15 protein-coding genes and 1 pseudogene are annotated in these 22,186 nt (G+C 39.7%); 12 read left to right on the forward strand and 4 right to left on the reverse strand.

Translation table 11 applies throughout. The features are described 5' to 3' along the window. Window positions 1-85 precede the first annotated feature (85 nt). The 6 genes from KCG49_RS13970 to KCG49_RS13995 all read left to right on the forward strand — a co-directional run bounded on the left by KCG49_RS13970 (window position 86) and on the right by KCG49_RS13995 (window position 7,729). The gene (locus tag KCG49_RS13970; protein ID WP_218547353.1) at window positions 86-1,039 is read left to right on the forward strand and encodes a tetratricopeptide repeat protein; all 954 of its coding nucleotides are present in this window, start codon (window positions 86-88) and stop codon (window positions 1,037-1,039) included. 104 nt (window positions 1,040-1,143) lie between these two features. After that, window positions 1,144-1,836, forward strand: a complete 693-nt coding sequence (locus KCG49_RS13975; RefSeq protein ID WP_218547356.1) for a TetR/AcrR family transcriptional regulator — start codon at window positions 1,144-1,146, stop codon at window positions 1,834-1,836. After that, the gene (locus KCG49_RS13980) at window positions 1,823-3,484 is read left to right on the forward strand and encodes a peptidase domain-containing ABC transporter (protein ID WP_218547357.1); all 1,662 of its coding nucleotides are present in this window, start codon (window positions 1,823-1,825) and stop codon (window positions 3,482-3,484) included. The genes KCG49_RS13975 and KCG49_RS13980 overlap by 14 nt, the downstream gene beginning before the upstream one ends. 11 nt (window positions 3,485-3,495) lie before the next feature. Next, window positions 3,496-4,851 (forward strand): HlyD family secretion protein, encoded by a 1,356-nt coding sequence (locus tag KCG49_RS13985; RefSeq protein WP_218547359.1) that lies wholly within the window; start codon window positions 3,496-3,498, stop codon window positions 4,849-4,851. Window positions 4,852-4,854: 3 nt separating this feature from the next. Further along, window positions 4,855-6,258 (forward strand): TolC family protein, encoded by a 1,404-nt coding sequence (locus tag KCG49_RS13990; RefSeq protein ID WP_218547361.1) that lies wholly within the window; start codon window positions 4,855-4,857, stop codon window positions 6,256-6,258. Window positions 6,259-6,376: 118 nt separating this feature from the next. Next, window positions 6,377-7,729: a UDP-N-acetylmuramate--L-alanine ligase gene (locus KCG49_RS13995; RefSeq protein WP_218547363.1), complete on the forward strand. Its 1,353-nt coding sequence runs from the start codon at window positions 6,377-6,379 to the stop codon at window positions 7,727-7,729. A 261-nt stretch (window positions 7,730-7,990) separates the two neighbouring features. Here the strand turns inward: KCG49_RS13995 and KCG49_RS14000 are convergent, their stop codons facing one another. Beyond that, window positions 7,991-9,835 carry a PLP-dependent aminotransferase family protein gene (locus tag KCG49_RS14000; protein WP_218547365.1) on the reverse strand — a complete coding sequence of 615 codons (1,845 nt, stop codon included), beginning with the start codon at window positions 9,833-9,835 and terminating at the stop codon, window positions 7,991-7,993. Between the two features lie 181 nt (window positions 9,836-10,016). Between KCG49_RS14000 and KCG49_RS14005 the strand changes: the two genes are divergently transcribed. Continuing rightward, the gene (locus tag KCG49_RS14005) at window positions 10,017-10,655 is read left to right on the forward strand and encodes a hypothetical protein (RefSeq protein WP_218547367.1); all 639 of its coding nucleotides are present in this window, start codon (window positions 10,017-10,019) and stop codon (window positions 10,653-10,655) included. Window positions 10,656-10,682: 27 nt separating this feature from the next. Here the strand turns inward: KCG49_RS14005 and KCG49_RS14010 are convergent, their stop codons facing one another. From KCG49_RS14010 to KCG49_RS14020, 3 genes are all read right to left on the reverse strand, one after another. Continuing rightward, a complete protein-coding gene (locus KCG49_RS14010; RefSeq protein WP_218547369.1) occupies window positions 10,683-11,483 on the reverse strand; it encodes a hypothetical protein in 801 nt (266 codons plus the stop codon). A gap of 12 nt (window positions 11,484-11,495) precedes the next feature. Next, entirely contained in the window at window positions 11,496-12,086 is a 591-nt protein-coding gene (locus tag KCG49_RS14015) for an FMN-binding negative transcriptional regulator (protein WP_218547371.1), read from the reverse strand. Between the two features lie 82 nt (window positions 12,087-12,168). Further along, window positions 12,169-12,612 carry a DUF1569 domain-containing protein gene (locus KCG49_RS14020; protein WP_218547373.1) on the reverse strand — a complete coding sequence of 148 codons (444 nt, stop codon included), beginning with the start codon at window positions 12,610-12,612 and terminating at the stop codon, window positions 12,169-12,171. 61 nt (window positions 12,613-12,673) lie between these two features. Between KCG49_RS14020 and KCG49_RS14025 the strand changes: the two are divergent. The 5 genes and pseudogenes from KCG49_RS14025 to KCG49_RS14045 form a co-directional block, all read left to right on the forward strand. Then, window positions 12,674-12,922: pseudogene (locus KCG49_RS14025) on the forward strand (UPF0758 domain-containing protein); the annotation flags it as partial. A 17-nt stretch (window positions 12,923-12,939) separates the two neighbouring features. Next, window positions 12,940-13,572 (forward strand): hypothetical protein, encoded by a 633-nt coding sequence (locus tag KCG49_RS14030; protein ID WP_218547375.1) that lies wholly within the window; start codon window positions 12,940-12,942, stop codon window positions 13,570-13,572. Between the two features lie 745 nt (window positions 13,573-14,317). Beyond that, on the forward strand, window positions 14,318-17,680 hold the full coding sequence (locus KCG49_RS14035) for an RHS repeat domain-containing protein (protein WP_218547376.1): 3,363 nt from the start codon (window positions 14,318-14,320) through the stop codon (window positions 17,678-17,680). Between the two features lie 10 nt (window positions 17,681-17,690). Then, the gene (locus KCG49_RS14040; RefSeq protein WP_218547378.1) at window positions 17,691-18,128 is read left to right on the forward strand and encodes a hypothetical protein; all 438 of its coding nucleotides are present in this window, start codon (window positions 17,691-17,693) and stop codon (window positions 18,126-18,128) included. A gap of 11 nt (window positions 18,129-18,139) precedes the next feature. Beyond that, window positions 18,140-21,850 carry a DUF6443 domain-containing protein gene (locus tag KCG49_RS14045; RefSeq protein WP_218547380.1) on the forward strand — a complete coding sequence of 1,237 codons (3,711 nt, stop codon included), beginning with the start codon at window positions 18,140-18,142 and terminating at the stop codon, window positions 21,848-21,850. Window positions 21,851-22,186 lie beyond the last annotated feature (336 nt).

The raw sequence follows: 22,186 nt of genomic DNA on the forward strand, positions 1-22,186 counted from the left end.
GTTTCAATGAGTGAAGTTACACAATTTGCGAGTGAAACAGAACGTTAATAAATTGTATTTTTGTAAAAAAAAAGTGCTAATTGTTATGAAGAAGTTTCTATGTATTTTTTTTATATCATCTTTTTGTTTTTCTCAAACTTCAAAAGAAAAAGCACAGAGCTACATTGCCGAAAAAGCGTTTCTAAAGGCACAGAATGAAATGGAGTCGTTTCTGGAGTCAAATGCTAATGACAAAGAAGCCATTGAAATTTTAGGTGATGCCTATGGACACCAGAAAAAGTGGGATGAAGCCATTGAACAATATGAAAAGCTTAAAGACAAAGAGCCCAATAATGCCAATTACCATTATAAATATGGTGGTGCTTTGGGTATGAAGGCACTGAACATCAGTAAATTTAAAGCCTTAGGGATTATTGGAGATGTAAAACGTGCTTTTTTAAAAGCTGCAGAGTTAGATCCGAACCATATCGATACACGATGGGCTTTAGTAGAATTGTATGTTTCTTTACCAGGTATTGTTGGTGGAAGCAACTCAAAAGCACTAAAGTATGCTAACGAACTTCAAAAGCTCTCTAAAGTAGATGGCTACTTAGCAAAAGGCTATGTTTATGAGTATGACGATGAACCAGAACTGGCTGAGAAATACTACCGTTTAGCTATAAAAGTGGGTGGTTCTGTAACGTGCTACGATAAACTAACTACATTTTATGAGAACCATGGAAAACCTGAAAAGGCCATTGATAATCTAGAGAAAGCACAACAAAAACTGCAGCGCAATGCTATGCATTACCAAATCGGTAAAGTTTGTGCGGATTATAACTTACAATTGGATAAAGGTGAAAAATGTCTTAAGGCTTATTTATCTAATTATTCTACAAAAGATGGCGTTCCTAAGGCCTGGGCTTATTATCGCATGGCACAAATCTACAAGCACAAAAAGAATAAAAAGGAAGCTCTTAAATGGATAGACAAAGCTATTGCTGGTTTACCGAAAATTAAAGTCTTTAAAGAGGAAAAGGTTACAATTTCTCAACTGTAACTTTACATCCATAAAATTCATTAACTATATTTATGATATAAATATTTGTTAATTTTTTCAAAATGATAGTAATACTATTATATTTGCAATCAAATATTTTACAGATGATAAATTTACTATCAAATATAAAAATATCTGTTCCTGATAAAATCTTTATCAAGGATCCAGAATCGTCAGACTTAGGTAAGCGCATCACTGAGCATAGTATTTTGCTGATTGATGAAATTGGTTTCGATAGTTTTACGTTCAAAAAATTGGGCACAAAGATTGGCTCTAATGAAAGTTCCATTTACCGTTATTTTGAAAGTAAGCACAAACTTCTATTATATCTTACGTCATGGTATTGGGCATGGATAGAATATCAACTGGTTTTTGCTACGCACAACGTGCCAGATAATAAAGTACAATTACATACAGCTATAGAAGTGGTTACAAGAACCATAAAAGAAGATTTAAACTTTACCCATATCAATGAAGTGGTGTTAAACAGAATCATAATTAATGAATACTCTAAATCTTATTTAACAAAGGAAGTGGACAGTGAAAACAAAGAAGGCTATTTCGTGGTTTACAAAAGACTTATTAAACGTTTAAGTGAAATCATCAATAAAGTAAATCCTGATTATGAATTTCCTTCTAGTTTAGCCAGCACTATTGTAGAAGGTGCATTGCATCAACATTTCTTAAAGGCACATTTTAGTTCAATCACAGATTGTGGCAAGGACGTAACTCCGACAGAATTCTTTCTCAACCTAACTCAAAAAGTTTTAAAGACAACAAAAGATGAATCAAGATAAACCTCTTCTAACACCTTGGCAACGTTTCCTAGGGATTTTAAAGCTAGAAAAAAAGGATTTATTGCAAGTAATCTACTATGCGGTATTTTCAGGATTAATCAGTCTTACATTACCACTGGGTATTCAAGCGATTATAAATTTAATACAAGGGGCACAAGTTAGCACATCTTGGATAGTGCTGGTGGTTTTGGTCACCTTAGGTGTGGTTTTCGTGGGTATATTACAGCTCATGCAGATGCGAATTATAGAAACCGTACAGCAACGTATTTTTATGAGAGCGTCTTTTGAGTTCACATATCGCTTTCCAAAGATAAGAATGGATGAACTGCGAAACTATTACCCACCAGAATTAGCAAATCGTTTTTTTGATGTACTTACCGTTCAGAAAGGACTGGCTAAGTTATTGCTCGACGTGCCAGCTGCAGTATTACAGATTGTATTTGCGTTGATATTGTTATCATTTTACCATCCATTTTTTATAGCATTTGGTATACTTCTAATCTTGTTGATTTATGTCGTATTTAAATACACTATTCAGCGTGGTATGAAAACCAGTTTAATAGAATCTAAAAAGAAATATATCGTTGCACATTGGATACAGGAAGTGGCACGCTCAATAATGAGTTTTAAAATCTCTGGTAAAACCTCACTGGCTTTAGATAAAAACGACAAGCTTGTAAACGGCTACTTAGAAGCAAGAGAAAGTCATTTTAAGATTTTGATATTGCAGTTTATACAAATGATTGGTTTTAAAGTCATCGTAACTGCAGGACTTTTAATTATTGGTGGCTTGCTGGTCTTAAATCAAGAGATGAACATCGGTCAGTTCGTCGCTGCTGAAATCATTATTTTATTGGTAATAACATCTGTGGAAAAGTTGATATTGGGATTAGAGTCCTTTTACGACGTACTGACATCATTAGAAAAAATGGGACAAGTTGTAGATAAAAAAATTGAATCTCAGGATGGAGAGGATGTAAAGATTGACGAGGACTTTAAGATACAATTGGAAAAGGTGTCTTACAGTGTTCCTGATCGTGAAATTCCAATATTAAGCAATATCTCTTTTAATATAAATTCAAAAAGTAGAATTTTAATACAAGGCGAAAGTGGCTCGGGTAAATCTAGTCTTGTACGAATCATATCTGGTATTTTGAGACCAAGCTCAGGAAGGATATTTTTAAATGACAATTCATTATCTAATTTAAATCTCAATAGTTATAGATCTCATTTGGGTTTGTCTCTCTCTGACGAAACACCTTTTGAAGGTTCTATTAGGGAGAACTTAACGCTTGGGGATCACTCAATATCAACACAACAGATAGAGGAAGTTGTGAGCAAAGTGGGCTTAACCAATTTTCTCAAGGAAACAGAGTTGGGCTTGGATACTGTAATCTATCCAGAAGGAAAGCAAATGCCATTTACGGTTTCTAAGAAAATAATTTTGGCAAGAGCGATTCTTAAAAAACCTAAGCTTCTATTATTGGAAGAACCTTTAGAGCATTTTCAAGAAGCCGAGACCCAACGTATAATTGAATATATCACGGCACCAGAGCACCCCTGGTCGCTTGTAGTTGTAAGTTATAATCCGAAATGGCAGAATAATTGTTCAGAAATTATTAATCTCAAAAAAGGTGAGACCATTTAAAAGGTAAAAGCATGTTAAATATATCTAAAAATCCGCTGAATAAGAATGTCGACTTAAGTAAGTTTAAGTCTGCAGCTCTGGTTTTAAATAAAAGTTATTACAAACAGTCCAAAAGGTTTTTAACTGGTTTTGCCATTGTTTGTATTATTATCCTTTTTCTACCTTGGACCCAAAATATTTCGGGTAGAGGGCAGGTGACTTCATTAACGCCTGGTCAACGTCCACAAACTATACAATCTCCAATACCTGGAAGTATTCAAAAATGGTATGTGCGCGAGGGACAAACAGTGAAAAAGGGTGATACCATTATGCAAATTGCTGAGATTAAAAGTGATTACTTTGATCCTAATTTGGTAGAACGTACATCTCGACAAAGAGATGCTAAGGAGTTTTCGGCAAAGTCGTACGGAGAAAAAGTAAAAGCCCAAGATGTAAGAATTGGTGCTTTGCAAAAAGAACGGGTGTTAAAGTTAGAGCAAGCTGAGAACAAATTACTTCAAGCAAAATACAAAGTAGAAGCTGATAGTATTGATTTAGAAGCTGCAAAAACCAATCTAAGGATTGCAGAGATTAAATATAAACGTTCAGAAGATCTATTAAAAGATGGCTTTACAGCTCGAAAAAATCTGGAAGACGCACAGTTAAAACTTCAAGAAACGCAGGCCAAACGTGTATCTCAAGAGAACAAATTTTTAGCAAGTAAGAACGAAGTGATAAATGCTAAGTTAGAAATTACAAGGATAAAGGCAGAGTTTGCAGATAAAGTTTCAAAAGCGCGGAGTGAGAAATTTTCTGCGCAATCCAATCAATTCAGTACAGAGGCTGATGTTCAAAAACTAGAAAATCAAGTCTCTAATTATTCTCTTAGAAGAGATATGCTATTTATAACAGCACCTTATAATGGCTTTATAAATACAGCTTTTCGCGGTGGTGTTGGGCAGACGTTTAAGGAAGGTGAAGAATTAGTGGGTATCATTCCAGAAGATATTGAACTAGCCGTAGAAACCTATGTTGAACCTATAGATTTGCCACTTATGCACAAAGGGGAAAAAGTCCGTGTACAGTTCGATGGATGGCCTGCAATCATTTTTAGTGGTTGGCCAAATGTGTCTTATGGTACTTATGGAGCAGAAGTTGTCGCTGTAGAACGTTTTATAAGTTCTAACGGAAAATTTAGAGTGCTGTTAAAACCAGATCCAGATGACCATCCGTGGCCAAAAGAAATAAGAGCTGGCTCTGGAGCATTTACTATGGCGCTATTGGAAGATGTACCAATTTGGTTTGAGCTATGGCGAAAGTTGAATGGCTTTCCACCGAATTACTATCAACCTGTAGATGGGAGTAGTTCCAAAAAGGCTAAAAAATAAATTATGAAGTATCTAGGCACATTACTTTTAATTTTTATTGGTTTACTGAGCTTTGGGCAAACAGACAGCATTACAGAAATACTTCGGTTTGATGAATACTTGGGGTATGTAAAAAAGTTTCATCCGATTGTGAAGCAAGCAGAATTGGTTATTGATGAAGGTCAGGCTAAGCTTCTAAAATCCCGTGGCGCCTTCGACCCTAAGTTTGAGGTCGATTACGATCGTAAAAAGTTTAAAGGAACGGAGTATTTTGACAGGCTTAATGGTATGTTTAAAATACCAACATGGTACGGTATAGAGTTGAAAGCCACTTTCGAAGAAAACTCTGGTGAATTCTTGAACCCACAAGGTTTTGTGCCAGATGATGGTTTGTATTCTGCAGGTTTAAAAATTCCTGTAGCCCAAGGGTTATTGATTAACGATCGTATGGCTTCTTTAAAACAGGCAAAGTTGTTTAGGGAACAAGTAAAAGCAGATCGCGATATTTTTGTCAACAACATATTGTTTGAAGCTTCAATGGCATATTTTAAGTGGTTAAAAGCGTATAATGAACTACTGCTCTTTCAAAATTTCTTAACTAATGCAGAGTTGAGATTTCGAGGTATAGAACGTGGTGCCGAAGTAGGGGAGCGTGCTCAAATTGACGTTGTTGAGGCGCGTATAGCCATTAATCAGCGTAGATTGAGTTTAGAGCAATCTAGAGTGAAATTGATGAAAGCAGCTTTAAATCTATCGACGTTTTTATGGTTGGAGAATAATATCCCAGTAGAATTACAACCCAACGTTATACCCGATGTAGATTCAGAGCCCATAATAGATACAACATTCAATATTAACCAACTGCGAGAGGATGAAGCCATAATCGAAGCACATCCTAAGATGATTTCTTTAGACTATAAATTACAGAGTTTAGAGGTCGATAGAAGATTAAAATCCAATAAGTTATTACCTAAAGTTGATGTGGAATATAATTTTATAACCGAAGTGCCAGAGGTCGCAAGAACTTTTAACACGGCAGAATATAAAGGCGGACTAAATATTAGTTTCCCTCTGTTTTTAAGGAAAGAAAGAGGTGATTTAAAATTAGCAAAAATTAAATTGCAAGATACTGAGTTTGAAATTGATGCAACTCGTGTTAACCTGCGCAACAAAATAGATGCCTTACAAAAAGAACTAGAATCTTATGTTACCCAAAATGAAATAACGCTTCAAATGGTTACGGATTATGAGCGTATGCTTCAGGCCGAAGAACGTAAATTTGAATTGGGTGAGAGTTCATTGTTCTTGGTAAACTCTCGTGAATCTAAGCTTATTGATGGTCAGTTGAAAGCTATTGAAATTCAGAATAAGTTTTTCAATACAAAAGCAAAGTTGTTTAATAGTTTAGCTGTGAATCCGGATTTATAATCTTAGAGCTGTAAAAAGTAACGCACAAGTTCAATCCATTTTAGACGCTGTTTTTTATCTTTTTGAGTTTGAAGGCATATAATTTGGAATTTGATTTTCGTAAGTTGATATTTGTTACATGAACGTACATTTTATAGCTATAGGCGGAGCTGCAATGCATAATCTGGCCTTGGCATTACATAACAAAGGCTACAAAGTTACAGGTAGTGATGACGAAATTTTCGATCCTTCAAAATCAAGATTAGAAGCTAAAGGGTTATTGCCCCAAACATTTGGATGGTACCCTGAAAAAATCACCCAAAATTTAGATGCTATCGTTTTGGGTATGCATGCCAAAGCTGATAACCCAGAATTGCTAAAAGCTCAAGAACTCGGTTTGAAAATCTATAGTTATCCTGAATTTCTATACGAACAGGCAAAAGATAAAACTAGAGTAGTGATTGGTGGAAGCCACGGAAAAACTACAATTACATCCATGATTTTGCATGTGATGCATTATCACGATCGTGATGTCGATTATATGGTCGGTGCTCAGCTTGAAGGTTTTGATGTTATGGTGAAATTGACCGAAAGTAATGATTTTATGGTATTGGAAGGCGATGAGTACCTGAGTTCGCCAATAGATAGACGACCAAAATTTCATTTGTATAAACCCAATATAGCCTTATTAAGTGGTATTGCTTGGGATCATATTAATGTATTTCCAACCTACGAAAACTATGTAGAGCAGTTTAGCATTTTTGTAAATTCTATTGTTAGAGGCGGAAGCATTAATTATAACGAAGAAGATGCTGAGGTTAAACGAGTGGTTGAAGCTTCCGAAAACCAGATTAGAAAGATTCCTTACCAAACTCCAAAATATAAGGTTGAAGATGGTGAAACACTTTTGGAAACCCCAGAAGGCCCAATGCCTATTGAAGTTTTTGGAGCACATAACCTCAATAATTTGGCAGGAGCAAAATGGATTTGTCAACATATGGGCATAGATGAAGATGATTTCTACGAAGCTATTTCTACTTTTAAGGGAGCAAGCAAACGCCTTGAGAAAATTGCGGAAAACTCTAAAAGTGTTGCCTATAAGGATTTTGCACATTCACCAAGTAAGGTAGAAGCGACAACCAAAGCCGTAAAGGAACAATATAGCGATAGAACTTTAGTGGCTTGTTTAGAATTGCATACGTATAGTAGTCTCAATGCCGAATTTTTAAAAGAGTACAAAGGTGCTTTAGATGCGGCAGATACTGCAGTAGTTTTTTATTCGCCGCATGCTGTGGAAATTAAAAAATTAGAGGAAGTTACACACGAGCAAATCGCCGATGCGTTTGAACGTGAGGATTTAATTATTTATACCAACCCAAAAGATTTTAAGGACTTTTTATTTTCCCAAAATTTCGAAAACAAGTCACTGCTCTTAATGAGTTCAGGTAATTATGGTGGCTTGGATTTTGATGATGTAACAAAACTGCTCTAAGGTTTATTTATTCTGAACTTGTTTCAGAATATGTTCAATAATTCTCAGTTATCTGTTTGTTTTATTCATTTAAACCATTCATAATTTAGATATTGAATTAAAAATTTATTTTTTGCGAGTTTCCATAACACCTTTTGGCTTATATTGAACACAATATCTACTAAATCTTTGAATAAAAATATATCGTTAGCAAATAATAGAATATATAAAACTCTACCATTAAAAACAATTAAAATGCTAAAAATCAAAGATATAATGAGTTTAAATTTGCGAAATGAATTCCAAAAACACCTCTTTATGCTTCACCAAATCCAAATCCGGAGATAAAGACACACGTACAATATAATCTTTGTCACCTTCTTTTGTTGTGCCTTGTGTAGATGTTGCCGGGATGGTCCAATAACACCCTTTTAATTGACCATAGCTGACACAATACTTACTTTCTTGCGGGATTTTGGTAATCATAAGATTGATTAACCTATGGTTCAATGTTCTTTTATAGGTTTCTTTCTCTTCTTCAGTATTACCTTTGGTAGGTAGATCTAAAGAAAACACAGATGGTGTAAAGCCTTGTTCAGCAAGTTCTTCAGAGACAAAGTTGATTTTTGCTTCTGGTAAGGTCTTCTCAATAAAACTTACAAACTCTCTAGTATTGGTATAAGCATCACTAATGCGTTGCAACATAGATGGTAATTGTTCTGCTAGTATCTTGTATTGAAGAGCCGTTGCTTCGTTATCACAAATGTTAAGGTGTTTTTCTATGTTTTGCATTAAAGTTTCAGCTTTTTTATTGGCTACACAATAACCCGCTGTACATTTTCCTCCACTTGGAAATTTAGAACCACTAACATAAGCAATCGTCTTAACCGTTGAAAGAATCTCACCATCTCCTAAAAATTGAACGTTAGGACAGAAGGTTTGGTCTAAAATGAAAACAGGAGCAATAGCAACTTTACCTTCTAATGTTAGTCGTTCTTTGGTTAAAACTGCTTTTAACTGCTCTAAATCTGGAACTTCAACACGTGGATTTGTTGGGATTTCTGCAATGATGAAAGGTACAGAATCATCCTTTGCAATGTTGCTTAAAACGGTTTCTAAGCTTTGCACCATATCATTATCACCATCCACTTCTAAATCCATTACATCAACATGGTTTAGGCAAGCGGCAACACGTCTTGCTTGGTCATTTGTACCTCCATAACAGTTGGTTGGCACAATGAATTTAATGGTTTTTCCTTTGTAGCGTTCTAAAGCCTCATCAATGAGTCCCATCATAATGGCGTACTGAACAGATAGTCCGCTAGAACCCACCAAAGGTTGAGATGATGTATTGGTAATGGTTTTAATAGAACTAAATACACGGGTTTTATCAGTATCAATAACACTACTTTGTGTGTTTATTGAAGTCTGATCTGTTAATGCCTTTAAGGCAACTACACAATTTGCTGGAGTCATGGCAATAGTTTCTCGTCGTCTCACATGCTGTATATCTGAAATATAATCAGCATTATGAGTTCCATTAACAATTAAAACACTTCCTAAACCTGAATAGAGATTGACATAAAAATCAACATTTGGATTTAGATCTGTGGCTTCAACCTTGTCTTGGTTAGGAATAAAAACATTGCTGCCTTCGAACTCTGAAATGTCTGCTATGCTGTCAACTTTTTTCAATTCAAAATTATAACCATAAACACGCTTAATAGCTTCTGGATTGAAAGACTCATGTAGTTTGTCTGTGTAAAAGATCTTGGTATTTTTATTATCGAGCAAATTTTTTCTAAGGATTGCCAAAATAGGAATGCTCTGTGAAGAAAAGCTAATCACATGTTCTGGTTTTTGATGTTGCAAGCTGGCAATCGCCCATTCTAAAACACAGGATAGTGGATGTCCCAAGCGAATATAGTCATAGGCCGTAGGTAATTTAGAAAGTGCTGAAGCTTCAAAGTTATTGCTCTTAAACAAACTTTTAAATTGATCTAAGAACTCTGTTTTTGCCAATGCTTCGTTGTAAATATCTAGTCGATGCGTTGTGAGATTTAACCAATCGCTAGGTATATTTTTTAAAACGCCTTCTATGTAATTCAGTATTTTGTTTTCTTGCATAAGTTCCACTTTAAGGGATGGTAAAGATACATTAGTTGGCTTTTTATTTGAAATCTTACAAGGCGTTTTGTTGTTGTATAATATTTTAAATGTTACAGCGTTAATTACATAACCAACCAATTTTGATAGAAAGTATAAAGCACAGTTACGTTTCAAGACGTATTAATAAATCTTAATAATCATGAAACGAATTGTTTATGTTTGCTTTATTGCACTCTTTTTATCATCTTGTACTTCCGATAACGATGATAATCTACAAAATGAAGACTCTAATTTTTATGCACTTACTGTAGGTAATCAATGGGTATATAAGAGCTATGATTACAATAACGCTACACAAAATTATGATGATACAGGTGTTATAGATTCTGTGAGTATAGTCGGTACAGAAATAATCAATGAGAACACCTTTTACAAATTTAGAAGATGGACAACTGGAAACGAAGATGGTATTGCCTTTTGTAATCCAAACGGAGAGCATTTTGAGTTATTGAGAGATTCTCTTGGATATCTCGTTAGGGATGACGGAAAGATAAAATATTCAAACAATGATTTTACAGCCAGAGTTTTGGACGATCAAGGTTGGGGAATAATCTATGATCAATTGATAGCTTTAAATAATGAAATTACGGTTGAAGCAGGTGCTTTTATTAGTACATACTCGCAGCGATATGCTATTTTGTCCAATGAAGAGCAATCACCAGGATTGGATCACTTTTACTATGCTGATGGTTATGGGCTCATTTATGATACTTCATCTTATGTAACCCAAGATATTCCTCAAATTGTTAGACGATTGGATTCTTATGAAATAGATTAAGTTTATAAGAAAACAATTAGTTTTATATTATTTCGGTAATCCCAAAATATAATAGCCTGCTTTTTTTCCATTCGGTTTTTTTGCCTTGTCTACTTTCCAAATGTAGCTTTCATTTTTAAAATCTTTTATGAGACACTCTATATCTTTAAATGTATAGATTCTCATTATAGAAGCTTGCCCATCCCATGCATAGCACAAAGGAATAATAGGAATAAGGTAGGTAAAGACCAATTGTTTCCAGCTTAATGGTTTTATAAAAGGTGTCATTAATAATGCCATAACAAAAAGTATTGCTAGTGACAATGGTAGCAATAACCACCAAAGAAGTGTTGGTATAGTGTTTTCGCCTATTTCATAAATCAATAATGGATGCTTATTATCTTGAGCTGATTTTAAAATGCTTTTAGCAACATTTGGAGGCATATGGTGAAAACTATTTACCATGGTTTTTAAGCCCATTGGTAAATTACTTAAATTAGTAGCATCAACAGAAGATTTATTATAAGTAACATTATGAATCTTAGTTGAATTTATCTGTTCTACTAATTTTGAGTTTGGGTGTAAATCAGTTAAGAGTAGTTTTAAAGACTCTGTGTTGTTTATATTGAGCTTCTTTATGACATCTAACATTATGCCTCCAGAACCAGAACCCAGATCGATAATTTGAGAGAAATTATTCCGTTGCTTAGCAGTTATTATTAGAGATGCAATAATATCTGATGTTCTCATTATTTTCTGCAATACAACTAACAAATTAGTCATGCCAGTTCTGATTGAACTAGGAAACCAAATAAAGTCTTCAAATTCAAAAAGCTGTATCCTTTTCATAATGGTTATAGTTTAAAATACCTTATCCAAAAACTGTCTAATACTTTCCTGATTTGCTCTGAGCAATTCCTCACGAGCTAACTTGGTATCCTTTGGCTTTTTATCTTGAGAGAGTTTAAACTTTCCTTCCCAATTAGTGATAGAGATTTCAAACATTTCAATATAATTTAGGTTTTTGTCTAGTCTCGGATTATTGGGTTCTAAAACATATTTATGGTCTGGAGCCTCTAAAAATTCGGTCATGGTAATTAAAGACTGTTTTAGAGCTTCTTTACTCTCAATAGCTTTTGCTTTTCCTTTTAGATGCACCCTAATATAATTCCATGTAGGTAATTGTGTGGTTGAATATACTGTGGGCGAAATATAACACTGAGGCCCACCAAAAATAATACTAACGGCATTATCATTTTTTAGAAGTGCAGCTTGCGGATTGAAAATATCTATATGACCAATAAGTTTTTCATTTTCGTAAATTAACGGTAAATGTGTAATCAATGGCTCATTATCCTTTACCGATATAACCGTAGCTAAAGGATAAGCTTTAATGACTTCAATTATATGGTTGATGTCATTGTTTAGGTGATATTTTGGCGGGTATTTCATGTTTTATTACCCTGAACTTGTTCTCAGGATTTAATCAAATTATTTTTTGTTGCTATTCGACTGCACTCAATTTAGTGAATAATTACACTCCAAACTGCCTAAAATGATGATCTAAATGCTTATACTGCATTTGTCCCCATTGCTGTGCTGTAAAATATCCAAAAGCAGGATGTGGCTGCCACTCAGCTTTATCTTTGTTTGAATAGGCTTCGTCAATCAGAGTTTCTAGTTTTATTTTTTCAGCGTTAAAATCTTTATCTTCTTTTGGTTTTAGGAATTTTGCAGTTGGCAATCCCTTTCGCCATGGCTTATCATTATAAAGTGATTTTTTAAAGAATAGTTTAGCCAGCCAATTGGGTTTCATGCCATAATCGTTTTTTTCTAGCAGAATATTAAATGGCCCTTGGCAATGCCATACCATTTGCCCTACGGTCATTTTGCCCCATTCTGCCGTAGAATTTTCGTTGAGATTGTTGAATCTTGATTTAATAGTCTTGTAAGTATCTTCTTCAAAGATAGATTTCATTTTTGATTGATTTTAGATGAATTTTTTTGATGTTTAAAATTACAATTTTTATATTTAACACATGTCAGAAAAATCAACTTCATTTTCTATTAAAAATTGGTCGCAAGACGATCAGCCAAGAGAGAAATTACGAGACAAAGGTAAAGCGGTATTGAGCGATGCAGAACTGGTTGCTATTTTAATTGGTTCTGGCAATCGAGATGAAAGTGCAGTAGATTTATGCAAGCGGATTTTGGTTAGTGTCGATAATAATTTAAATACCTTAGGTAAACGTTCTATAAATCAACTTATGAAATTTAAAGGTATAGGCATAACTTAAAACAGTTAATGAAAGAGCACAAGTTAAATGCAGAGGGATATATTGACCCCAGCACCGCAAAACGGATAGGAATGTTAATTGCTGCCGATGCGATTGTGACTGGGACCGTGGATATTGGGTTACATTCTTTAAGGATTAGGATAAAGATCATTGATACCGAGACAGGGCTGCACTTTGCCGCTGCCTTGAGGAATTTACCCATCGATGAAAACATAAAGGTCATCTTGAAAGATGCTGGCTTTGAAAGCTCGGTTAAACCAGAGGGAAAGCGCATCAATACAAATGAGGAAAGTAACAATAAACGTACGACAAATAAAAAGTGTGAATCCTTGAAAACTGGGGATTATTATTTTGAAAACAATTCCCAATATAGCTACCTCATAGATATTAAAAGTTCAGTTAACAGTTATAAAAAGACCATTACCGTCAGCAAAGGCCAGACAACAGCTTTACAGGACCTACCCTCGGGAACCTATACGTTCAAAATGTATAAAAATAACCTACGAACCACTGCCGGACCAACTCAGCAAGGAAGTTTTAGACTAAAATCCTGCCAATCTATCACTTATTCCATCCTCAAATCAAAAGAGTATGATATAACCGACGATTTTTATAAAGCAGTAAAGAAAAAGCGCAATTGATCTTTTATGTATTTTACAATTAGTTAATAGTGTAAAAAGCATAACTAATATACGGTCATTTAATAAACGATAAAATGGATGCCGATAGGGTTCATGAATTAAAAATAAATGATGAGAAAAAATTTAACGAAAAAACGGTTAGTTTACATCACAAACGAATTAACTTTTAATATTTCATTTAACCTGCTCAATTTAACCCTGATCGAGTGGCTCAGTTTATCCAGATTTTTCACTCTACGTACAGCGCAACCCTCAATCGAATACCGGGCTATTCCCCATATATTTTAAGACTTCCTTTACCCTAAACAAAAAGACCCTTTCACTCGTCCAAAACCACACTTAACAAATTCTTAATACCAAAAGAAGCATTAATACGTTATTTTTCCATAACCTTTATTATCGGTTCTCCGAGCGCAAGTAAAAAGCCATTAACAATTATTGGATGCGCAAAAGAAAGTACAAAACCAAAAAATATGAACAGACCACAAGCCGCACATTGCCTAAACACAATCTTCCAACACTTTTCCCTGCCCAATAGCACAGATGCAAAAAACCACGGGGAACATGACAAATGACAGCTTTTAATCCCCTTTTTAGACCTAATTTTACCGTCGCAGTGTCTTAAAACAGGATTTTCCTGTTGCATGGACGGGGTATTGTACCCTCGGCGGCCATTCCGGGACAAAAAAACACGGCCTCAGAAACTTTTAGACCATATGAACCCATAACAACATACATCCATAAAATGAGACAGACCATTATCCGAACACTGAGCCTTCTGGCACTTTTATTTCACATGCACACCACGGCGCAGGAGCTGCCCACTGTGGTACCTCCCTCCCCCGAGGCCGCTGAGCTGATCAAGTACTCGCAGACACAGGTGAGTCCCTATACCGGATTGCCCAGTATATCCATACCCTTTCACACCATAAGCCACGGCGGGGTCTCCGTTCCCATAGGCATCGCCTACAGTGGTGGGGGCATCAAGGTCGCGGATATCGCCTCATGGGTCGGCCTGGGCTGGAACCTGCAGGCCGGTGGCCTGGTGAGCAGGACCGTAAGAGGGATACCTGACGACAGCGGTGCGGGCTACATGAACACGAACTTTACCGTTGAGGACCTGATAAACGGAAGCTATTTTTACCAAGACCAACGCCTAAACCCAGAGATAACAAAGGACTATGAACCGGATGTCTTCAACTTCAGTTGCCCCAGCGGCTCCGGTGAGTTCTACTATAACCAGACCTTGAACGAATTTGTGCAAATGCCCAAGTCCAACTTTAAGATAGAAACGATAGGGGGATCACCCATAACCGGTTTCAAAATAACGGATCCCAGTGGAATCACCTATCATTTCGGAGTTTCACCCATATCAAGCAGAACGGCACGTGAAGCCATCCTGGCAGCGGAGAGCATGGTCCTAAACCAAGATGGACTCCATAGGAGCGATGGCACATTCTATAGTTCGGGGACCAACCCGTATTACCAGACCTGGATGCTCATGGACATAGTGTTTCCCAACAGTAACAAGACCATACAGTTCGACTATACCGTGGAGAACAATGTTGCGACATCCATATTTCAACAAGAAGAGTTTATGAGACCTGGCATTACGATAACGGACCCCGTGCCCGAAGCCTGTATCTCTGAAGTATACGACCAAGTCTATATAGACAAGGAGTTTACCCAGCCAAAGATCAGCGAGATAGCATTTCCAAACGGGACCGTGAAGTTCTTTAAGGGGAACCAAGAGCGTATGGACCTTCATAATTCTTACCCCTTGGAATCCATAAAACTTTTTGACGGCAACAATCAGTTGATAAAGGAGTTCAGGCTGCACACATCCTATGCCGTGAGTACCGTTAATGAAAATTCGTTTTTTGATTTTAAGGGAGAGGGGCCGTACCGTCTAAAATTGGACTCCATTTCCAACCTTGACAGAAATTCCCAGAAGTACATACCCTATATATTCGAATATGACCCTTTGCTGTTGCCCGACAGATACTCAAAATCCCAGGACTATTTTGGGTACTACAATGGAAAGTCCAATACCCGGTTGATTCCAAAATCCAGATATAAGTACGGTCCGCATACGCTTAAACTGGGCTTTGCCGATAGGGGCATCGATATCAATTATACCCAAGCCGGAATCTTAAAGCGAATAACCTTTCCCACAGGTGGGTCTGAGGTATACACATGGGAAAACAATAGGATACAGGCCTTGGTCAACCCGGACAACGAGTACGTGGATTACCTGATAAAAAACACGGAGGTCATACAGAACACAAACCTCTTCGAAGACCCGGACCCAAATATTGACTTCTCAGAGGAGTTCACGCTGGACACCCACAGTACCGGCTGGGTGGATTTTCAAATTGCCATGGACGGCTGTCCGGGGCCCGAACTGAACGACACCAACTGTGCCTATGAGCTCAGGTTGGAAGGTATCACCACGCCATATTCCAACACCATACTGAACGATAGTTTTGAAGTGGAACTCGAACCCGGCCACACCTATAAGGTTACGGCAAAATCAAGAACGCCAATCACCTGCTATCCTTCCCAGGATCCACTGTGTACTGTTGGGGCACCAAAACCTTTACAGATTGTTTTCAATCACTACACCGACCCCACCCCTGGAGAGTATATGTACGGGGGTCTTCGCATTGCCAGGATCGACACCTACAGTTCACCTACGGAACTGTCCCATTCAAGAGATTACGACTACACCGAATTTGGGGGCGACCTCTCCAGTGGAAGGACCCTTCGCTTTATCGACAACTATATAAATGATTGGAGGATGGTCTGTTTCGTGGACAACGACCCCTTGCCCGGCGGCACTTATTATACAAACTATACGTTCAAGCTTTTTGCCAACAATCCAAAATCGATGATACATACCAAGGGAAGCCTCGTAGGTTACGATAATATTACCGAAACTTATAACGGAACTACAGAAAATGGACGTAAAGAATACATTTACTCGTTCTATACCATGGAATCAAACAACCCTTTTGGAAATCAGTTTGCCAACAACCAATTCCCAGAAAATTTTGACGATCCCATCGCTTTGGACTGGAGAAACGGTGACCTTTTGATGGAGCGCTACTACGATGCATCTGGCAAGTTGGTGAAAGATACCAGTTACAGTTATGAAAATGCAGATACGGTCTATGAGCAGTATTTTGGCGTACAGCTCTTAAGAATGCAAAGGCTGTATGTCAACTTCAGTTCTCAGGTGACCAATCAGACGTACGACAATATCTACGTCAATTCCTATAACAGTGCCACCGAGCACCACCGATTAAAATCCCAGACCACGACGGACTATCTCGATGGCGGGGACGTCACGGTGACCCAGGCCCACACCTACGACAACAACCCGCTTTTGGCATCGGGCACCAGCACCACGGCCAGTAACGGCAACATCCAAGAAAGCCACGTCACCTATGCCCAGGACCTGTCCAGCCCCACACCGGCTGAACAGATACTGATTGACCAGAACCGCTTCGAGGCCGTTGGGACGGAACAGACCGTGAGCGATGCCAACGGTGTCCTCGCCCAAAGTGCCAGCCAGACCGTCTACCACGATTTTGGTGGCGGACAGGTGCTGCCACAGACCATCAAAACCTCCAAAGGGACCTCCGCGACGCTGAGGGAACGTATAGACTTCGAGGACTACGATGTCCATGGCAACATCCTCCAGGTGTCCAGAACGGACGGTATGGACATCTGCTATGTCTATGGCTACGGCGCCACGCTGCCCGTCGCCAAGATAGAGAACGCCACCTATGCACAGGTCACGGGATATGTAGCGAACATACAGAACAAGTCCGACCTCGATGACGACCACTGCCGGGATTCCGGCAGCTGTAACGAGAAGGACCTCAGGACGGCACTCAATGCCCTGAGGGCGGCACTGCCCGATGCCATGGTCACCACCTATACCTACGACCCGCTGGTGGGGGCCACCAGCATGACCGACCCAAAGGGCCGGACCGTGTACTACGAGTACGACAGCTTCAACAGGCTCAAACAGGTCAGGGACGAGGACGGCAACATCATGGGCGAAAACCGATATAACTACCACACATCATCCAACAATTAAAAACAGAACAATGAACAGATACATACCGTTACAGAGATTCTTCCTTTCCGTACTTTTCCTGTTGGCCTGCACCACGGGACTGCCGGCACAGGGCCAGACCACGGAATGGTCAGCGGAGAGCCACCTGGTGACCGTCAACGGCACCAAGGTCGAGATCATGTCCAACCTCAGCGTGCAGGGCACGAGCCTTGTATGGGAACAGACCGGCTACAACACCTCGAGCACCAGCACGTTCAACATTGTTTCTGCATCGGGCAGTTGGGACGCACGGGAACACCTGGGCGAGCTCAGTTACGGGCTTGAGACGGAGGGGAGCCCACGGACGGCCACCCTGACCGTCTCGGGAACCGTTGAGGGCATTGCCATGGCACTGGCCGTACACCTTCCCGACGGCACCGACGACAGTTATATCTTCTTGGTGGACACGGACACCCTGACCAACCTATAAAAAAACGCAGCATGAAATATCGGACATACACAGCATTCCAAAAGTATTTTTATATGGCACTGGCCCTTGTGCTCTTCTGTACACTGGCCCCTGCCCAGAACCTCTCCGGCCCCACGCCCGTGGACAACGGGGAGACCGTGACCTATACCTACAACGATGGCACCCTTAATATGGCACTCACATGGTCTGTCACGGGAGGTACGCTGGTAAGCTCAAGCTCACTGGGCACCTCCTACACCGCAGAGGTCCTCTGGCCCAACATCGGCACGCAACGGATCGAGGCACTGGGAGCATTCGGTACCCTGCTGGAGGGCATGGACGTTGTGGTGGAACACGCCCCGCCGCCCAATGCCGTCACCCTGGGCAATTACGTCCACAGCATCGCGCCAAGGGTCGCAACGACGGCAAACGTCGATGCAATGGACAATGACAAAAAGATAGAGTCCATTACCTATTTTGACGGCCTGGGAAGGCCGAGCCAGTCCATTGGCATACGCGCCGGCGGGCTGCAGCAGGACATCATAACCCACATAGGCTACGACGCCTTCGGCAGGCAGGCAAGGGAATACCTCCCCTACAGCTCCGCAACGGACATCGGAAGCTTCAGGGCGGACGCACTGGCGGCCACCCTCGCCCATTATGACGCCGCCGCCTATGACGAGGACTTCCCCGGAATGGACATGGCCGACATCAACCCCTATTCCGAAAAGCTGTTCGACGGCTCGCCGCTGAACAGAACCACCGCACAGGGCGCACCCGGCAAGGACTGGAAACTGGGCAACGGGCACGAGATAGAGATGGGTTACCTCACCAATGGTGCGACGGAAGTGCGGTACTATAGGGTCTCCCTGGTAAAGAACACCACCAACAATGTGGTCACCTATATCCCGACACTGGCAATGGACGGCCACTATGGCCCCAACGAGCTCTACAGGACCGTGACCCGGGACGAGAACCACGACGGCACGGCGTCCAAGGACCATACCACCGAGGAGTTCACCAACAAACAGGGACAGGTGGTGCTCAAGCGCACCTACGACAACGGAACTTCCCACGATACCTATTACGTCTACGACCATTACGGCAACCTCAGCTTTGTGCTGCCTCCCAAGGCGGAGCCGCATGCGGACAAGCCCGACACCACTGAGCTTGCAGAGCTATGCTACCAGTACGTCTACGATGACCTCAACCGTTTGGTGGAAAAGAAGATACCGGGAAAGGGCTGGGAGTACATCATATACAACAAGCTCGACCGGCCCATTATGACCCAGGATACCAACCTCAGGGAACAGAACAGATGGCTGTTCACCAAGTACGATGTCTTTGGAAGGGTCGCCTATACCGGGATGAAAACCTCATCGAGTACAAGGCACCATTTTCAAAGTTTACTGGATTCCAGTGCGGCATATGAGGAAAAAGTAGCTACGGGAACAGGCTACAGGGGTACCTACTATACATCCAATGCATATCCCGATACCTTTGATGAAGTCCACACCATCAACTATTATGACGATTATAACTTCAATATAGCGGGCGGCAGCCCACAGACGGCATATGGGGTCACACCGATCACGAATGCCAAAGGCCTAGCCACGGGCAGCAAGGTAAGGGTACTGGGCACCGACGATTGGATCACCACGGTCACCCACTACGACAAAAAATCGAGGCCCATCTACGTGTATTCCAAAAACGCATATTTGGACACCGAGGATAGGGTTAAAAGCCAACTGACCTTTGACGGCATGGCTACCGAGACCACGACCGTGCGCCAGAAGACCGGACAGCTCACCCTGACCATCGTGGACAAATACTCTTACGACCATGCCAACAGGCTCAAAAGCCACCTGCAGAAGGTGAACGGTGCCGCTCTGGACGAGCTGATAGTCCACAACAACTACGATGACCTCGGCCAACTGCAGACCAAGGGCGTGGGAGGCAAGCAGAATGCCCCTGACCAACTGCAGTACATAGACTACAGCTACAGCGTAAGGGGATGGCTAAGGGCCATCAACGATATATCGGACTTTGACAAGGACCTTTTTGCGTTCGAGATCAACTACAACACACAGGACCATGGCGGTACGCCCCTTTACAACGGTAATATCGCCGAGACCCAGTGGTGGACGAAGAAAGATAATACCTTGCGATGGTATCGCTACGGCTACGATGCCCTGAACAGGATCAACGGTGCCACCTCGCACAATGGAGACTATGACCTTGAGAACGTCACCTATGACAAGAACGGAAACATCACTAACCTTGTAAGGAAGGGCCATGTCAATGCTCAGGCGACCACCTTTGGCGTTATGGACAATCTGGTGTACACCTATGAGACCAAGAGCAACAGACTGGAAAAGGTACTGGACAACGGCAATGACAATTATGGTTTTAAGGACGGTGTAGATGACGCCAAAGAATACGCCTACGATGCCAACGGCAACATGGCGGAGGATGATAACAAGGGCATTACGCGCATCGACTATAACCACCTCAACCTGCCAACGCTGATCTATCTCCCTTCGGGCACTATTTCGTATATTTACGATGCCACCGGCATAAAACAGAAAAAGATCGTGAGCACGGGGACCACCACCGAATATGCGGGGAACTTTATCTACGAGGACGGATCGTTCAAGATGATGTCGCATCCCGAGGGATATGCCGAGCTCAGGCCCAATGCCAAGATCCCCAGCTTTGACTATGTCTACCAGTACAGGGACCACTTGGGCAACGTGAGATTGACTTATGCGGACAGCGATGGCGATGGTTCTATCGATGCCCAAACCGAGATCATCGAGGAGAACAACTACTATCCCTTTGGCTTAAAACATAAAGGGTATAATGACGTGGTTTCTGCTAATGTTAATTCTATCGCGAGTAAATTGAAAACATATCAGGGACAGGAATTTACAGAGGAGCTAGGTTATAATATGCATGAATATAAGTTCAGACATTATGATGCAGCAATCGCAAGGTTTGTTGCAATAGACCCTTTAGCTTCTGACTATACTCACAACTCTACTTATGCATTTAGTGAAAATAGAGTTATAGACGCTAGAGAAATGGAAGGGTTAGAGAAAGTGATAATATTTTCTGGAGCTACTTGGGATGAAACAGAAGATGCTACAAGTGGAGTAACAAAAGTAGCAGAAACTCTCAATACTTATTCTAAAGAATTAGATATGAAGTCTGGAAGTGTAGTTCTTATAAATTCAAACTATTGGAACCCAGTAGGGGTGTTAATAGCTGGTATTGAAGAAGCAAAGTCAGCTGATCCTAATGAGCCATTAATTGTATATGGCTATAGTAAAGGGGGCGAAATAGCTCAAGAATTAGTTAGAGCGCTTGATGATATAGGAATTAACGTTGATTTATTATTCACTATTGATGCCGCTGACGGACCACTTACTTTTACAGTTAATAGAGAAATACCAGATAATGTTCTTGAAAATATTAACTATTTTCAACGAGATGGTGGATTATCAAGGTCTAGAGGTAATAAAAACAAAAGAAAAGATGGTTCAACGAAAGGTATATATAATATCAATTTATCTTCCGATGATGTAGACCACTATACTATTGATGATGATACGGCAGATGATGTTATTGCTAGAGCTACGGCTGATTTAAAAGCTCATTATGACAAAAAACGTAAAAAAGAAGCTGAAAGAGCAGCGAGAAAGGCTGAGAGAAAAAAGAAGAGAGAAGACAGAAGAAATTAATAAAAAGTAATAAAATGAAAAGTAAATTTAATTTTAAAATATATTTAGGTATATTCTTAATACTTATAATAGTATTTATTATAACAATATTCCTTTATGAAGGATTAAAAATGGGGAATTCTGATTATGGGTCATTTGGTAACTCTTTAATTACTAGTATAGCCAACTTATTTCAATTCCCATTTAATACAATTATTAAACCTGAATCAGATTTAATATATTTCTTGGGTATATTTTTTAATAATGCTTTTTATTCATTAATCATATATTTTCTTTCTAAGATTTTTATGAAACAAATAAGTAGTCGCTCAAATTAGTGGATGACTTAATTGTGAG

It is taken from the genome of Winogradskyella luteola (assembly GCF_019203985.1).
Classification (GTDB): domain Bacteria; phylum Bacteroidota; class Bacteroidia; order Flavobacteriales; family Flavobacteriaceae; genus Winogradskyella; species Winogradskyella luteola.